Source organism: Enterobacter sp. Sphag1F, from assembly GCF_014193275.1.
Taxonomy (GTDB): Bacteria; Pseudomonadota; Gammaproteobacteria; order Enterobacterales; family Enterobacteriaceae; genus Pantoea; species Pantoea symbiotica.
Genome location: NZ_JACHZD010000005.1, coordinates 303487 through 320261 on the forward strand (window position 1 = coordinate 303487; position 16775 = coordinate 320261).

Genomic DNA, 16775 nt, shown 5'->3' on the forward strand with positions numbered 1-16775 from the left:
TGCGGACATGATGACGCGGTCATACCTGCTCAGATATGTTATTTCAGACATCAACTTTTTCCTCGGAGGAGCTCATGCCAGAGTACTGTTTTTTTAAAAAGGGTAATCACATCAACGCGCTGGAGAGATCTGATATAGCAGGCGCTTCCGATCTTACGGCTAAAGGCTATGAGAAGCAGTTTGAAGAATTACATGCCCCGGATGTAAAGCATGCGCTGGCCAGGTTTATTGACATCCGTAAGGAAGAGCAAACGACAACTCATTCATTCGTAACAGGCGCGGTATTCGCATCGTTGTTAGTGGGCGTGGTAGCCGTGGCTAGTTGGTTCTTTATCAAATAACAGTCGGGATGGGTACCCAAGGTTAAAATTATCGAAACCCAAGCCCCAACCCTCAACACAACCTTGCCAGTTCATTGCCGTAAAGGCGTTAATCCCATTCACCTTCCCGAAAGGGTTGTAAAATGTGTGGCCGATCATAGATATTGATGCGGCTATTTGCAGCGCAGGTGACGAAAGGGAAGGGATCAAGGTGAAAACGTCGGGAACCAATCTGGAACATGCACGGGCGCACAATCGCCGCGTGATCATTGAAGCCATTCGCCTGCATGGCGAATTGACCCGCGCCGAGCTGGCTCGTCTCACCGCTCTAACGCCGCAAACCGTGTCGAATATTGTGGCGGAGCTGGAGCAGGCCGAACTGCTTACCAGCCGCGCGCCGCGCAAACAGGGACGCGGTCAACCGGCGATTCCGGTGACGCTTAATCCCGCCAGCGCCTTCTCGATCGGCATCCATCTTGATCATCAAACACTGCTGATTGTGCTGGTGGATCTCACCGGCGAAATTCACTTCCGCCGCCTTATTCTGGTACAAAAGCCGCAGCCGGATGCCACATTAGCGCGCATCGCCGAGGTGCTCAGCGAGATCAAAACGCAGCTGGGCGATCGCTGGCAGAAAGTGCTGGGCATTGGCGTGGTGATGCCCGGCCCATTCGGTGTTGAGGGCATCTCTTCGATGGGGCCAACCACGCTGCACGGCTGGGAACAGGTGGATATTGAAACCAAACTCGCTGCGATGAGCGGCGTGCCGGTGACGCTGGAAAACGATGCCACCGTGGCGGCAATTGGCGAACGCTTTCATGGCGTGGCGCGACAGCTCAATTCGTTCGTCTATCTCTACATCGGCACCGGGTTGGGCGCGGGAATCATTATGGATGGCCACGTCTATAGCGGCCATGCGCATAACGCCGGTGAAGTCGGTCATGTGGTGGTGGAGCCGGGCGGACGCGAATGTTACTGCGGTAATCAGGGCTGTCTGGAACGCTACGTCTCTTTGCAGGCGGCGTACGAGTTTTGCGGGCTCGATCCGATGACCGCTTTGCCGGAAGATTTGCTGGAAGTCGATCCGGCGCTGTTCGATAAATGGATCGATACCGTGTTAACGCCGCTACGTCAGGCGATTAATCTGCTGGAGTGCATCTTCGATGCCGAAAGCGTGATCATTGGCGGCATGATGCCTGCGGTGCTGCTGGATAAGATTATTCGCCGCCTGCCGCCGCTCTATCAATCGGTGCGCGGTCGCTACCTCACCGGCACACGCGTCAAAGTTGGTATGACCGGCAGCGATACTGCCGCGTTAGGTGCCGCCGCGCTGCCGATTTTCGACGAGTTCAATCCACAATTTCAGGTACTGATGAAGTAACGGCCCGATCAGGCCGCTACCTTCACAGCCGTTTTCCGCTTCTCCTTCATCTTCCAACACAGCCACAGCGCAATAAACCACGCCGGTGAAGCGGCTAATGCGGCGAGCGTGTCGGGATCAAATATCATGATCACCACCGAGAACAGGAAGAACATCAGTGTTCCCCAGGCCGTCACTCTGCCGCCGGGCATCTTAAATTTGGATTTTTGATGCAGGTCTGGACGCTGCCTGCGATACACCAGATATGAGACCAGAATCATGCCCCAGCAGTAGATCACCAGAATCGCGGCCAGCGTTGAAACGATGGTGAACAGCGTTGTCACATTCGGCACCAGGAACAGCAGCAAGGTGCCGCTCAGCATGCAGAAACAGGAAAAAAGCAGGCTGCGCAGCGGAATACGCGTGGTGCGCGACAGAATACGGAACTGCCAGTGCGCATGCTTCTCGACGGACAAGCCATATAACATGCGGGTGCTGGAGTAGACGCCACTGTTGGCGGAGGACATTGCCGAAGTGAGCGCCACGAAATTAATGATCGCCGCCGCAGCGGGCAATCCGGCTTTGGCAAACAGCGTTACGAATGGGCTGGTATCGGGCGACACGCCTTGCCATGACGTCACCGCGATGATCACCATCATCGAGAGCATGTAGAAAATCACAATCCGCAGTGGCAGAGAGTTAATTGCACGCGGCAAAATTTTCTCGGGATCGCGCGTTTCTGCCGTCATGGTGCCGAGCAGCTCAATGCCGGTGTAAGAGAAAATCGCGATTTGGAAACCAGCAAGAAAACCGGTGATGCCATGCGGCATAAACACGGCGGGATCGGTGAGGTTATGTACCGAAGCTTTAACGCCATCCGGCGAGGTCCAGCCGCTAAACACCATCCATCCGCCGGTGAGAATCAGCGCGATGATGGTAATCACTTTGATCAGCGCAAACCAAAATTCAGCTTCACCAAAAGCCTTCACCGACAACATGTTAAACAGACACAGAATGCCGAGGGTGAACAACGCGGGTATCCACGCCGACATTTCCGGGAACCAATACTGCATATACGCGCCGCACACCACCACATCCGCAATACAGGTCACTACCCAACTTAGCCAATAAGACCAACCGAGAAAGAAGCTGGCTTTCGGCCCAAGGTAATCACCGACAAAATCGGCAAAAGAGCGATAGTCGAGCCGACTAAGCAGCACTTCGCCCATCGCCCGCATCACCATATAGCTGAAGAACCCGACCAGAATGTAGATGATTAATATCGAGGTTCCGGCCACCGCAATATTGCGTCCCGCGCCCATAAACAGCCCGGTACCGATCGATCCGCCCAGCGCGATCATCTGAATATGACGTTCGCTCAGTCCTCGCTGCAGTTTTTGCGGGGCGTCGAGAGCCCGAGCAGGCTGAATCTGCCCTTGTGTAGGTTTGTTAGACACAATGATTCCTTCAGTCTGGCAAAAAGACGCATGACGATGCCTGCCCGCAAGCATCAATGGCAAATAAGGGGTTGAACCTTAAAGAAGCACGTTTAAATAGATGAAAGAAAAACGAAATTAATAAAACGCTAATTCATGATGGAGGTTTCCGGCTAGGTTTTACTCATCGTGGTGGCGTGAGTTAACAAAGTCAATGCGGAAAAATAACAGTTTATTCACTTTTTGATGATCATCAAAGAACTGAAAAATAGGAATAAAATCAAATTTTATGCAATTTAGTGAATATATATCGCATATTTATGCGTCATAGGAGGGGGTTTTTTAATGCTTATTTATTCACTCATTCGCGAATTTTTGTATCGAAAAAGTTAAATCCTCCTTATTCAACGCAACCCGCTTTTCTTAAAAGGTGTTAAATTACTTTCCGTCTAGTGCAATGCATCACCTTTCCACGTCTTTTCAATATAAATAACTCTGAACCTACAGGCTTCTCATGGAAAAGTTATCTTACGCTTCTGAAAGCAGTACATCTCCCTGGACTACCTACCTGAGCCAAATTGACCGCGTTGCGCCTCATCTTGGTGAATTGTCTCGCTGGATAGAAACCCTGCGTCATCCGAAAAGAGCACTGATTGTCGACATCCCGGTGCAGATGGATGACGGCTCGATTCGCCACTTTGAAGGCTATCGCGTACAGCACAATCTCTCGCGCGGACCGGGCAAAGGGGGCGTACGTTACCATCCTGCAGTCGACCTGAATGAAGTGATGGCGCTGTCAGCCTGGATGACCATAAAATGTGCGGCGGTCAATCTGCCTTATGGTGGCGCAAAAGGTGGTATCCGTGTCGATCCGCACTCGCTGTCTGAAGGTGAACTGGAGCGCTTAACCCGTCGCTACACCAGCGAAATCGGTTTGATTATCGGTCCGCAGAAAGATATTCCCGCGCCCGACGTCGGTACGAATGGCAAAGTCATGGCGTGGATGATGGATACCTACTCGATGAACCACGGCACCACCATTACCGGCGTGGTCACCGGTAAACCGATTCATCTTGGCGGCTCGTTAGGCCGTGAGAAAGCCACGGGCCGTGGCGTATTTATTACCGGTCGCGAAGTGGCAAAACGCTCCAACATCACCATTGAAGGCGCACGCGTCGCGTTGCAGGGCTTTGGTAATGTGGGTAGCGAAGCGGCGCGTCTGTTCGCCGAAGCCGGTGCGCGCGTGGTGGTGATTCAGGATCACACCGCAACCTTACTCAACGAAGGCGGCATTGATTTAGCGGCGCTGACTGCGTGGCAGATCGAACATAAACAGATTGCCGGTTTCCCAGGTGCGCGTGAGATCGACAGAGAGCAGTTCTGGACCACCGCCATGGATATCCTGATCCCGGCTGCGCTGGAAGGGCAAATTACCCGCGAGCGCGCTGAAATCATCAGTGCCAAATTAGTGCTGGAAGGGGCTAACGGCCCAACGTATCCGGATGCGGATGATATGCTGGCGAGTCGCGGCGTGCAGGTGGTGCCAGACGTAATCTGTAACGCAGGCGGGGTAACGGTGAGTTACTTCGAATGGGTACAGGATATGGCGAGCTTCTTCTGGAGCGAAGATGAGATTAACCAGCGTATGGACCGCATCATGACTGAAGCGATGGTTCACGTTTGGGATAAGGCCGCTGAAAAGCGCTGCTCATTGCGTACTGCTGCTTTTATCGTTGCCTGCGAACGTATTCTGTTGGCACGTAAAGATCGCGGTATTTATCCAGGCTAATTAATTAAATTTTAAGTTTATTCAAATTAGCAGATAAACGCCGTCTTTGCCGTGAGAGGGCGTTTATCTTATCTTTCATGCGAGGTTTACGCCGCGCAGCCCTGACCAGCACCTCGCGGCAGATTGGGTAATCATCACCGAAGGATCTTCGCTAAATTCACTCACCAAAGTGACAATTCTGTCAGTTAAACTCCTTATATTTTCGCTACCTACATAGACGTATTCATTGGTGGGTAACACGTACGCATACCCTTTCTCACAGACTAAACTGCGCGCAAAACCATTCTCAAGCATCGCATAGAGCAGTTCTATTTGCGTGCCAGCGGTGGGTTCTTTCAATTCGACACGGATAGTGTAACTGAACATAGTATTATCTCCGGCGTTTAAATTTAAGTTTACTTAAGTTTAAATGATCAAAAATGGAGATCTTTTTTTTAAGATAAATCTTAGTGAATATTTATAAATAATTACCGCCATTAACAGTAAATATTGGCCCTGTTAAGCGTAACGACAAAGGGGGAATTAAAATATAATTATTTAAATTTCAATTTTATTGCGCTCTGCTTAAATAATCTCTTTTTCTTTAATTAAAGACAGCAGGTTTCTCGCAGGCTATAATTAATTTCAGCTCACTGTGAGCTGGTTGCTAAAAATTTCGAAAATAGTATCCGCAACGGGCGATTTTAAAGATTTTTATTCATTAGTATTTATCTCTGCCCACGAGGTGTCGCGGATGAAATTAACTACAACGGATTTTTATGTCTTTGCTCAGGAAGATAGCGAGGGTTGCTGTGACTTGCACCGTGAAAGCTGTCGTATGGCGCCGGCCTACGATAATCGTGTTTTTATGGGATCTTTTTATTCACCGGAACACGCCTGGCAATATTTCCACACTCATCATCCTAATAGCCGAGCGGTATTTTGTCTGTTGTGTATGAGAGAATAATGCGGGAAACATTCTGCCTGCAAAATAGCCGCGGAAGGTTTGATTTAACTGAAGCGTGCAGGGCGGAAACTAGCAGGAATGGGCCGCACCTCTCCGCTTTATCCCAGTTTCACTTTAATGTCCGTTTGATAAGCGGAAGATATCCCGCCACCGCATGTCGCGTAAGCTGCGCCAGCATTTGCTGGGCGGCATCGTTAGCATTATGTTGCCACAGTGCGATACCCATACTTCCCACGGCGGGCAGTTGAGCGTTCAGGGAATGCAATCCCGCAGGTAAACCAATCTGGCTACGCAAGGTGATCCCCAATCCAGCCTGCACCGCCGCCCACACGCCACTCAAACTGTGGCTGGTAAACACCACGCGCCAGTCGAGCCCAGCCTGTTCCAGCACGCTCAGCGCACGTGTCCGCATGAGACACGGTGCTTCAAACATCACCAGCGGTATAGCTTCACCACGCGCGAGCAAGCCGCGAATATCGAACTCTTGCGCGCCAATCCACGCCAGCGGCGTCTGGCCCAGCAACTCACTTTGCGCAGGTAAATTATCACCTTGCCAAAGTAGCGCCATATCGAGACTTTGTTCGGCCATCGCTTGCAACAACGGCTGATTGCGATCGACGCGCGCGCTGATACGCACACTCGGATGCTGGCGGCTAAACGGGCCAAGAATGCCCGGCATCAGCGATTCACCGAAATCTTCCTGCATGCCGATACGCACATCACCCTGCAACAACTCGCCGCGCATCGCGCGCCATGCTTCATCATTCAGGCTGAGCAGACGACGCGCATAGCTCAGCAGAATTTCGCCGCCGGGCGTGAGCGCCAGATGACGACCGCGTTTGGTCACCAGCGCCATACCGCACTGTTGTTCCAGCTTTTTTAACTGGGCGCTGACCGCCGACGTCGAGCGGCACAGTTGCTGCGCCGCCAGCGCGAAGCTGCCGCACTCGATTCCCAACACAAAGCTGCGCAGCGCATCGCTATCAAGCGAGACCGGAATCTTCTCCATAAACATCCTTAAAATCGGGACTATAAGTCCTGAATAATGTGATTTTCAGGATTGTAGCAGCGCGCCACAATCGCTGCCTATTCAATGCCGGAGAAAATCATGAGTAAGTCACTGGATCGCGATTCTTTACAGCAGGCCGCACCGAAGTTAGCCGAGTTAACCCAGCAGGTGTTGTTTGGCGATATCTGGCAGCGCGCAGTGCTGTCACCGCGTGAGCGCAGTTTGATCACGCTCGCCACGCTCAGCGCTTTGGGCCGCGAGCAGCAACTGCCGTGGCATCTTGAATTTGCGCAGCAGAACGGACTTAGTCGTGAAGAGCTGGTGGAGTTATTTACCCATCAGGCATTTTACGCCGGTTGGCCCGCTGCGGTCACCGTGCTGGCTTTGCTGCAACAGGAGAACAACTGATGCCGATGACCCGAATTACTGTGCGTGAAGGCTGGAGCGATGCCGATCTGCAAACTTTATCGGACACGTTGCATGAGGTGCTGGTCGCCGAGTTCAACGTACCGCCAGACGACCGTTTCCAGGTGATTGAATCGCTGGCGGCGCAGCGTTTTATTTATGATCGCCATTATCTCAGCGGCGGTCGTAGCGATCGCTGTGTGTTGCTGAACATCGTGGCAGGCAAATCGCGCAGCACGGAACAGAAGCGCGTAACTTATCAGATGCTGAGTGAACGCCTGCAGCAGCGCCTCAATCTTGATCCCAATGATTTAATGATCATTATTCAGCAAACCCAGCCCGAAGACTGGAGTTTTAGCGGCGGAAAGATGTTTGCGCTGTAACTGCGTAGGGTCGCCATTCATGGCGACCTTCTACCAGGTGGGCATGAATGCGCACCCTACAAAAGCGCTTATTCCATCACCCAATGCCCGTCACTCACCTCGCGATAACGCCGCGTTTCAGGCACAAATCCCAACGCACGCACCGGGCTTTTCAGCTCGCTGATGTCAATCTGCCGCTTCACATGACGTCGCGTCGGATCGGGCACCGGCACCGACGACAGCAGTTTGCGAGTGTAGTCATGCTGTGGATTTTCAAAAATCGCCGCGCGCGGTCCAATCTCGACGATCTCACCGAGCAGCATCACCGCCACACGATGGCTGATGCGCTCGACCACCGCCATATCGTGCGAAATAAACAGATACGACAAGCCGAGGCTTTGTTGCAGATCGAGCAGCAGATTGATGATTTGCGCCTTCACCGTCACATCCAGCGCCGACACCGATTCATCGGCGATGATCATTTTCGGATCGAGCATCAACGCACGGGCAATGCAGATACGCTGGCGCTGGCCGCCAGAAAATTCGTGTGGATAGCGTTTCATCATGCTGGCGGATAACCCGACGCGCTCCATCAGCGAGGCGGCTTTCGCGCGCGCCTCGGTTTTGCTGCCCAGGCGATGTTGCAGGAAAGGTTCGGTGAGTGCTTCCAGCACAGACATGCGCGGATTGAGGCTGGCGAACGGGTCCTGAAAAATCATCTGCATGGCGCGGCGCAAGGTGCGTAGCTCGTGAGTTGATAGATTCAGTACGTCGTATCCATCAAACGCCACTTCGCCAGCATCGGGCATAACCAGGCGCGTCAATGAACGTCCGGTGGTGGATTTTCCACAACCGGATTCGCCGACCAGCGACAAGGTTTCGCCCGGCATCAAATCAAACGAGATGTTTTCCACCGCATGTACCGCGCCGGTTTTACGGCTGAATACACCTTCGTGAATGCTGAAACGGGTGCTGAGATTTTTCACCGACAGCAGCGGCTGCTGCGATGTGGATACGCGGCTGGCATCAGGCGCGTGGTGCTCATCAAAGGAAAACTTACGTGGCCCAGCAATGCCACGCATCGCGCCAAGCTGCGGCACGGTCGCAATCAGCGTGCGGGTATAATCGGCAGCGGGCGCGGAAAAAATCGCAGCAGTTGTACCGGTTTCCATCACATCACCTTGATACATCACCAGCGTGCGATCCGACACTTCCGCTACCACGCCCATATCGTGGGTAATAAACAGCACCGCCGTGCCTTCCTCTTCCTGCAAGGTCTTAATCAGGTCAAGAATTTGCCCCTGAATGGTAACGTCGAGCGCAGTAGTTGGTTCATCGGCAATCAGCAGTTTGGGTCGCAGCGCCAGCGCCATGGCAATCATCACGCGCTGGCGCATGCCGCCGGAAAAATGGTGCGGATAATCATTAAAGCGTTTCGCCGCATTGGGAATGCGCACTTTCTCCAGCAAACGAATGGTCTCTTCACGCGCGGCACGTTTGCTGATTTTCCGGTGATTGATCAGCGCCTCAGCAATTTGATTGCCGATGGTGAACGACGGATTCAGGCTGGTCATCGGTTCCTGAAATATCATTGCCACCGCATTACCGCGAATATCTCGCATGGCGGATTCGCTCAGCGTTAGCAGATCGACGCCATTTAGCAGCACTTTGCCGCTGACGCGCGCGTGGCGCATGTTAAGTAAGCGCATGATCGCCATCGAAGTGACGCTTTTCCCCGAACCGGATTCACCGACAATCGCCAGCGTTTCACCGGCATTAACGGTGAGCGACAGGTTCTTCACCACTTCGCGCCATTGATCGTCAACGCGAAAGGCAACGGTCAGGTTTTCGATGCGCAGCACCGGTTCGACTGCGGAGGCTGGCATGTTCATTTTGCTTTCACAAAGCGTGCGGACAAACTGCTTACCGGCAGGAAGCTGAAATCCGTATCAAATGGATAGGCGGGCTGCAATTTGCGTTTGCGGGTTAATCGTTCCACATACTGATCGACCACGCCTTCTGACAGCGCCATCAGGTTTGGATTGGCTAGCGGTGCCAGCTCCGGCGACAGATAACCCGACTTCACCACCACAATTTTAGCGGCAGCGGGATCGAGGCCGAGCAGGGCGAAATCCGCCAGGTTGTGATACGGGCGGCGACGATCGGCGACCACCAGCGTAATGCCGCCGGTTTGCAGCAGCGCCTGTTTCGCCAGCGAACGCGGATCGTCGCTGAGATGTTTCACCACAAATTCAGCCTGCACTTTGCCACCGGCCGGATCGAGAGACGCGCCAATGGTTAGTGTTAAGGTTGCGCCAACGCCGGCAGCAAATGCTTCATCGGTGGCGGGTTTATCGGTAATACCGGCGACGATAACCTCCTGCGCATCCCGGCGAATCAGTTCCACCAACACATCCGCGCGATCGCCAACGCCGCCGCCGGTCGGATTATCACCGGAATCGGCCAGAATCACCGGCGCGGTTTCGCTGGCGATAGCCATGCTGACGCACTCTTCAATGCTGCCGGTGACGCAGCCAAAGCTGAATTCATCGCGCGCCTGCCAGTAAGCCAGCGCCAGTTTTGCCGCCTGTTCCGCCAGCACATCGGCATCGGTGCCGGTCATGATCGCGGCAGCCGTGGCGCGCGGTTCATCGGCCCAGACGTAACCGACCATCAGCGAGGCGTCCCAAATGTGCTCCAGCTGGTTTATCGCGGGCAAGCGGGCGTACAAACTTTTAGCCGGTTCATCTTCAGTGCTGGTGCGCTCGCCGGGTAACACCACCGGAATCGGTGCCCACACCACGCCGGGTTTGACGCCGGTATGCAGACTTTTCACCAGCATCGATACCGAGCGGCGCATGGTCTCTTCGACATCAATGTGTGGCGCGGTGCGGTAAGTCGAGAACATATCGATGGCATCAATGATGCGCTGCGTGACGTTGCCGTGCAGATCGTAGCTGACGGTGATCGGGCAATCCGCGCCGACCAACTCGCGCGTGGCGCTGATCCAGTCGCCTTCGGCATCTTCCATGCCTTCAACATAAACCGCGCCGTGCATGGCGAGATAGACGCCATCCACCGGCAAATGTGCCGCGAGGCGTGTCAGGAAATCCTGCTTAAAATCGTCGTAGGTGATGCGCGCTACCGGACCACCGGCGATGGCGCGCGCGTGGAAGGTGGGCAGAAATTCGGCATCATAATCCTGCAGAAAGGCGAAGTAAGGATTGGTGGTGAGTTCATCCCCGCGCACGATGCGGAAGTCGTCGGCATAATTCAGCACCGGATTATAAGTGCTGCACTCAGTATGAATTCCACCAAAAGCAATGCGCATAGCAGCCTCCGCTAGTCGGGTAAGTGAATGATAAAACGATACGCCGCCACACTGGCTGCGGCTCTGGCCCAGCTCTCTTCGTTGATTGCCATGCTTGAAATCGGCGTTTTGCCGATGATCGACGGCAGCACATGGCTGTCGACTGCCTGCATCACCACGGTTTTCAGCAAGCCATCAAACGAATCGGGCTGATGTGCAATCACAATTAATTCGGGGTCATTCATCTGGATGATATTGGCGATCGACAAGCCCAGCGCGTGGCCGGCCTGATGCAGAATGGCAATCGCCGCGCTGTTGCCTTTCACCGCCAGCGCTTCCAGTTCGGCAATCGATTCACTCTCCAGCGCTTTATCACGCACGCTTTCGCGGATGGCGGTTAACGAGGCCAGCGTATCGAGGCAGCCGCGTTTGCCGCAGCGGCAAGGACGTCCGCCGGGTTCGATGGTGCAGTGGGCGATTTCACCGGCAGCGCCGTGTGCGCCACGGTGCAGCTGGCCCTGAAAGAAGTGTGCCGAGCCAATGCCGTCACCGTGTGATATCAGGGTAAAGTTGCGCGCCTTTTTCGCCACGCCGAAAATCTTCTCGCTCACCGCTAACGCTTTGGCATCGTTTTCTAACGACACTTCCAGCCCGGTTTGCTGTTTCAGCAGTTCCGCCAGCGGCACGTTTTTCCAGCCCAGCAGCGCCGACTGCACGCAAATCGCCTGATGTTCATCGACAAATCCGGACAGCGTCACGCCCAACCCAATCAGCTGATCTTGCGAAATCGATTTCTGCGCAATCAGATCGGGAATCGCCGCCGCAATCATTTTTGCCAGCTGCGGCGGATCGAGATTCAACGGCATTTGCGTAGCGGCCAGCGTGCGGCCGTGCATATCAATCAGCACTAAAACTACGCGCTCGCCAAGCAGCGAGGCACCGAGAAAATAGGCGCTATCGGCACGCATTTTTAATAACACCGATGGACGACCCTGGCCGCTGGATTCCGGAACACTCTCTTCCAGCAATCCAGCCTGCAGCATCTCTTTCACCAGCGGGCTAATTGCGGCTTTGCTTAATTTCATTTTTTCCGCAAGCGCGGTGCGGCTCATGCCATGCGACGCAATAAGTAAGCGCAGAATTTGTTGCTGGTGGGCATTGAGCATTGAGGTTCTCACGGCGTTAGCACTATGCGCTGACAATAATAAGGACAGAAAACAAATACAACGATATTTAGTTAAATTTCTGAATGCAGATCTGATTATAAGTAAATTATATGAACCAACCTATTGGCTTTTGTTTAGTGAGTGTGGCTTATATAGCGCAATGCGACAGTTGTCGGGACGGAATTAACGGCAATATACCGGTGCGCATTAATGCGCACCTTACGAAAACCTCGCCTGGCGATCGTAGGGTCGCCATTAATGGCGACCGTCCGGAATGCATCACTGCATAACAAATAAATGTTCATTCACCGATCGTTTCAATGATTCATTGAGGGCCTTCATGGAAAGCAAACACAAGCATTTCAAGGTACTGACGCTGGCCGGTTGTTTATTGGCGTCGATGGCGAGCGCCACGGTTTTTGCCAGCCAGCTGGTGATCATGCAGAACGAACCGCCGCGCAGCATGGACCCCGGCAACCAAACCGCGACCTTTACCGGCACGGTGCTGGACCCGATGTACGAAGGCCTGACGCGTCTCGGTGATGACGGCAAAATCAGTCCAGCGCTAGCATTATCCTGGACATCCGATGACAGCGGACTTAACTGGACCTTCACCCTGCGTCCAAATGTGAAATTCCACGACGGCACGCCATTTAATGCCGACGCGGTAGTGGAAAACTTCCAGCGTCATTTAAATACGCAGCGCGGATTGGCCGGTAGTGGGAAAATTCGCACCTTTATTCAGGACGTGAAGAAAAAAGACGATCTCACCGTCACGTTTCAGCTGAAAAAAATCAATCCGGCCTTTTTAACGGTATTAGCCTCCGGTCCGGGATTAATGGTGAGTCCAACAGCGGATAAAGCCGGCAGCATCAACAATAAAGCTGACGGCACCGGGCCTTATAAACTGGTGCAATATAAATCCGGCGAATATGTACTTGAACAAAAGAATCCTGACTATTGGGGGGAATCTTCCGGTCCGGATGAAATTAAATGGACGTGGAGCAGCGAGCCTTCAGTGATGAATATGGCGCTGCAATCGGGGCAGGTCGATATTATTAACCCGGTGCCGCCGCAGTTTGCTGGCATGTTGAAAAATAACGCCAACGTTAATCTCAAACAGTCGCCGGGTGCGGCGGTGTTCTGGGTCGATCTCAACACCCAAAGCAAAGCGCTGAGTGATGTGCGCGTGCGTCGGGCGTTGAACCTTGCCACCGACCAGCAGGGGCTGGTGAAAGCCATCATGTTTGGTTATGCGCAACCGGCGAACTCCGCGCTGGCACCGGTCGATCCTAACTACGACAAAGCGCTGCATGACTATCCGTATGACCTGCAAAAAGCCAAAGATCTGCTGAAAGCGGCGGGTTACGCCGACGGTTTCCCGATGTCGATTGCGGTGCAGGCTCCGGATGCGCGCACCGCACAAGTGTTGCAGGGCATGTGGAGCAAAATCGGCGTGAAACTTAACGTGCGCCAGATGGAGAGCGGCGTGTGGACCAAAGCGGCGTTTGCCGATGGCAAAGAGAAAGCCGCGCAGGGCACCGATGCGGTGCTGGCGTCCTGGTCTTCTGGTTTGTATGGTTCGGATCTGCAGCTGCGTCCGCTCTATCACACCAGCAGCTTTGCGCCGGGCGGGGCTAATCTGGGCTTCTTCAGCGACAAGCAAACCGATGATCTGATCGATACCGCTGCATCGACGCTCGACGATGCTAAACGCAAAGATCTCTACTTCCAGGCGCAAAAACAGATCAGCGGATTAGCGCCGCAGGTGCTGCTGTTCTATCAGGACGATCTCTATGCCGCCCGTAAAAATATCAGCGGCGTGGTGATGCAGCCGGGCGGACAAATCGTCGTACGCGACGCGGTGAAGCAATAACCCAATGGTTGATGTGATATGAAAGCGTACGTCGCAAAAAAGGTGCTTTCGCTGCCGTTAATCATTTTCGGCGTATCGATTATCGTGTTTATCGCCATCCGCGCGCTGCCGGGCGATCCGGCGCGGCTGATGGCGGGACCGGAAGCGCCGCAAGAAGCGGTGGACAGCATGCGCATGCGGCTGGGGCTCGATCAGCCGCTGCCGCTGCAATATGTCAAATTCGCGGCGGAAGCGCTGCACGGCAACCTTGGCTTGTCGTTGCAGTCGCAGCGTCCGGTGATGACCGAGATCAGCGAGCGGTTGCCGTACACCTTATCGCTGGCGGCGCTGGCGTATCTGCTGGCGATTGCAATTGGTGTGCCGGCGGGCATGACCGGCGCCATCTATCGTCAGCGCATTCCGGATCAAATCGTGATGGTGCTGACCATTGCCGGTGCGTCGATTGCCAACTTCTGGCTGGCGCTACTGGCGATGAATTACTTCGCCGTTGAGCTGGGTTGGTTACCGCTGCTGGGCGCCGATTCGTGGAAAAACTACATCATGCCGACTGTCACGCTGGCGATCTTGCCGATGGCGATGATCGCGCGCATGACGCGTTCCAGCATGCTGGATGTGCTGAGTCAGGATTACATCCGTACTGCCAAAGCCAAGGGATTATCCTCCGCCAGCATTAACTGGAAACATGCGCTGCGTAATGCGCTGATCCCGATTGTCACCATCGTGGCGCTCAACTTCGGCAGCCTGATTGGCGGCGCGGTGGTGACCGAATCGGTGTTCAACTGGCCGGGCATTGGCCGCTTGCTGGTGGATTCGGTGCGCTACCGCGATTATCCAGTGATTCAGGGCGTGACGTTGGTGGCGGTTACCGGCGTGGTGCTGATGAATCTGGTCGGTGAAATCCTGATTGGCCTGCTCAATCCAAAAATAAGGTTCGACTGATGAACAGCATTGAAACTTCCGTGCTGCCGCCGCGCTCGCGCAACCGACACCTGATTAGCATTTTGATGACGAATCCGTCGATTGCCATTGGCGGTGCGTTAGTGCTGCTGGTGGTGCTGGCCGCCGCGCTGGCTCCGCTGATTACGCATTGGGATCCGGTGGAGCAGGATCTGCTGAATACTTTGCAAGCGCCGTCGGCCGCGCACTGGTTTGGTACCGACGATTATGGCCGCGACATTTTCTCGCGCGTGATTTACGGCGCGCGCATCACGCTGTTTGAGGTGAGCCTCAGCGTCGCCATCTCAATGGTGATCGGCATTCCGCTCGGCATCATTTCCGGCTTAGCCGGACGCAAAATTGATGCGCTGATCATGTGGGTGATGGATATCATCTTCGCCTTTCCCGGCATCGTGCTGGCGATTCTGATCGTTAGCGTGCTCGGTGAAGGGCTGACCAATATGCTGATCGCCATCTCGCTGTTCTCGATTCCGGTCTATGCGCGTCTGAGCCGCAACCTGACGCTGGGCCTGAAGAACATGGAGTACATCGAAGCGGCGCATATGCTCGGTGTGCGCTATCCGCGCATCGTTACCCATTACATTCTGCGTAACTCAATAGGCCCGCTGATTGTGCAATCAACGCTGACGGCGGGCGCGGTGGTGCTGTCTGCCGCTAGCCTGTCATTCCTCGGTTTAGGCGTGCAGCCACCGATGCCGGAGTGGGGCACCATGATGAGCGATGGGCGCAACTTCCTCGGGCTGAATATTTATGTGTCTCTCTTCCCCGGATTGGCGATTTTGATTACCGTGCTGGGCTTCAATGTGCTGGGCGACGGTTTGCGTGATGTGATGGATAAACGTTTATGAGTAGACAATCTGCGGTGATTTGCCTCGATCTGGGCGGCTCTTTTATTAAGTTAGGCGTAATGAATGCGCAGGATGAATTAACCCTTCTCGATCAGCAAAAAATCCCGGCGGCAAGCTGGGACGAGTTCACAGCGCTGGTGAGTCGCATGATTGCCCAATATCACCTGCATTTTACTGCCAGCAGTCCGGTGGCGATTTCTACGGCGGGCATTGTGGCACCGGATTCCGGCGAGATGTTTGCCAGCAATATTCCCGCGTTTCATCAGCGCAGTTTGGCGAACGAGCTGGGCGCGATCCTGCAACGCGAGGTGATTGTGCATAACGATGCCGACTGTTTCACGCTGGCGGAAGCGCTGGCGGGTGCGGGCAAAGGGCACAAAGTGGTATTTGGCGCAATTCTCGGTTCGGGCGTTGGCGGCGGATTGGTGGCGGATGGCCGCATCATCACCGGGCAGAACGGTTTGACCGGCGAATGGGGACATGGGCCGATCACGCTAACCGAAGTGGAGATCGATGGCGTCACGCGTCGACTGCCGCGCAAGGCGTGTCCGTGCGGCCAAAAAGGCTGTCTCGACAGCTACGGCGGCGCGCGCGGGCTGGAAAATCTGCATCAAACGCTACATGACCGCACGGCGAGCAGCGTGGAAATTATTGAACGCTGGCAGCAACAGGATGTGCAGGCGCAGCAAACCATTCAGGCATGGTTGCAAATTGTCGGTCAGCCGCTGGCGTACAGCATCAACATCACCGGCGCGTCACGCGTGGCGGTTGGCGGCGGATTGGCTTCAGTGGCTCCGCTAATCGCGGCGTTAGATGAGGTGGTGCAGGGCTACGCGCTGCGTCGCACCGCGCATCGCTTAGTTGTGCCGGGCGAGTTCGCGCATCACGGCGGCATGATGGGTGCGGCGTTGTTAGCACGTCAGACAAGGTAGGGTCGCCATTTATGGCGACCTCTGCCGCATCGTAACGCCAACCCTTCACACATTTTTGC

General features: G+C 54.4%; 15 protein-coding genes. 9 read left to right on the plus strand and 6 right to left on the minus strand.

Annotated features, from left to right (window positions below):
* The first annotated feature begins 74 nt into the window (after window positions 1-74).
* A complete protein-coding gene (locus FHW71_RS17475; RefSeq protein WP_179452397.1) occupies window positions 75-341 on the plus strand; it encodes a hypothetical protein in 267 nt (88 codons plus the stop codon).
* Between the two features lie 190 nt (window positions 342-531).
* The gene (locus FHW71_RS17480; RefSeq protein WP_179452396.1) at window positions 532-1701 is read left to right on the plus strand and encodes an ROK family transcriptional regulator; all 1170 of its coding nucleotides are present in this window, start codon (window positions 532-534) and stop codon (window positions 1699-1701) included.
* An 8-nt stretch (window positions 1702-1709) separates the two neighbouring features.
* Here the strand turns inward: FHW71_RS17480 and FHW71_RS17485 are convergent, their stop codons facing one another.
* The gene (locus FHW71_RS17485) at window positions 1710-3110 is read right to left on the minus strand and encodes an amino acid permease (RefSeq protein WP_179452583.1); all 1401 of its coding nucleotides are present in this window, start codon (window positions 3108-3110) and stop codon (window positions 1710-1712) included.
* 520 nt (window positions 3111-3630) lie between these two features.
* On the opposite strand from FHW71_RS17485, the gene FHW71_RS17490 reads away from it, so the two are divergent.
* Window positions 3631-4905 (plus strand): Glu/Leu/Phe/Val dehydrogenase, encoded by a 1275-nt coding sequence (locus tag FHW71_RS17490; RefSeq protein WP_179452395.1) that lies wholly within the window; start codon window positions 3631-3633, stop codon window positions 4903-4905.
* Between the two features lie 75 nt (window positions 4906-4980).
* On the opposite strand, the gene FHW71_RS17495 is transcribed toward FHW71_RS17490, so the two are convergent.
* Window positions 4981-5271 carry a hypothetical protein gene (locus tag FHW71_RS17495; RefSeq protein WP_008108088.1) on the minus strand — a complete coding sequence of 97 codons (291 nt, stop codon included), beginning with the start codon at window positions 5269-5271 and terminating at the stop codon, window positions 4981-4983.
* 689 nt (window positions 5272-5960) lie between these two features.
* Window positions 5961-6860: a LysR substrate-binding domain-containing protein gene (locus tag FHW71_RS17500; RefSeq protein ID WP_179452394.1), complete on the minus strand. Its 900-nt coding sequence runs from the start codon at window positions 6858-6860 to the stop codon at window positions 5961-5963.
* 99 nt (window positions 6861-6959) lie between these two features.
* Here FHW71_RS17500 and FHW71_RS17505 point away from each other — a divergent pair, with 99 nt between their 5' ends.
* Together FHW71_RS17505 and FHW71_RS17510 are read left to right on the plus strand one after the other, a co-directional pair.
* Window positions 6960-7268 carry a carboxymuconolactone decarboxylase family protein gene (locus FHW71_RS17505; protein WP_179452393.1) on the plus strand — a complete coding sequence of 103 codons (309 nt, stop codon included), beginning with the start codon at window positions 6960-6962 and terminating at the stop codon, window positions 7266-7268.
* On the plus strand, window positions 7268-7648 hold the full coding sequence (locus FHW71_RS17510; protein ID WP_179452392.1) for a tautomerase family protein: 381 nt from the start codon (window positions 7268-7270) through the stop codon (window positions 7646-7648). The genes FHW71_RS17505 and FHW71_RS17510 overlap by 1 nt, the downstream gene beginning before the upstream one ends.
* A gap of 68 nt (window positions 7649-7716) precedes the next feature.
* On the opposite strand, the gene FHW71_RS17515 is transcribed toward FHW71_RS17510, so the two are convergent.
* From FHW71_RS17515 to FHW71_RS17525, 3 genes are read right to left on the minus strand one after another with little or no spacing between them, the layout of a single operon-like run.
* Window positions 7717-9519: an ABC transporter ATP-binding protein gene (locus FHW71_RS17515; protein WP_179452391.1), complete on the minus strand. Its 1803-nt coding sequence runs from the start codon at window positions 9517-9519 to the stop codon at window positions 7717-7719.
* The gene (locus FHW71_RS17520; protein ID WP_179452390.1) at window positions 9516-10958 is read right to left on the minus strand and encodes a M81 family metallopeptidase; all 1443 of its coding nucleotides are present in this window, start codon (window positions 10956-10958) and stop codon (window positions 9516-9518) included. The genes FHW71_RS17515 and FHW71_RS17520 overlap by 4 nt, the downstream gene beginning before the upstream one ends.
* Window positions 10959-10969: 11 nt before the next feature.
* Window positions 10970-12103 carry an ROK family transcriptional regulator gene (locus FHW71_RS17525; protein ID WP_154183068.1) on the minus strand — a complete coding sequence of 378 codons (1134 nt, stop codon included), beginning with the start codon at window positions 12101-12103 and terminating at the stop codon, window positions 10970-10972.
* Window positions 12104-12443: 340 nt separating this feature from the next.
* Between FHW71_RS17525 and FHW71_RS17530 the strand changes: the two genes are divergently transcribed.
* From FHW71_RS17530 to FHW71_RS17545, 4 genes are read left to right on the plus strand one after another with little or no spacing between them, the layout of a single operon-like run.
* Complete coding sequence (locus FHW71_RS17530) at window positions 12444-13979, plus strand: ABC transporter substrate-binding protein (protein WP_179452389.1); 1536 nt, start codon at window positions 12444-12446, stop codon at window positions 13977-13979.
* 18 nt (window positions 13980-13997) lie between these two features.
* Window positions 13998-14918, plus strand: a complete 921-nt coding sequence (locus FHW71_RS17535) for an ABC transporter permease (protein WP_179452388.1) — start codon at window positions 13998-14000, stop codon at window positions 14916-14918.
* Window positions 14918-15784 (plus strand): ABC transporter permease, encoded by an 867-nt coding sequence (locus tag FHW71_RS17540; protein ID WP_179452387.1) that lies wholly within the window; start codon window positions 14918-14920, stop codon window positions 15782-15784. Before FHW71_RS17535 ends, FHW71_RS17540 begins: the two co-directional genes overlap by 1 nt.
* Entirely contained in the window at window positions 15781-16716 is a 936-nt protein-coding gene (locus FHW71_RS17545; protein ID WP_179452386.1) for an ROK family protein, read from the plus strand. The genes FHW71_RS17540 and FHW71_RS17545 overlap by 4 nt, the downstream gene beginning before the upstream one ends.
* The last annotated feature ends 59 nt before the right edge of the window (window positions 16717-16775 follow it).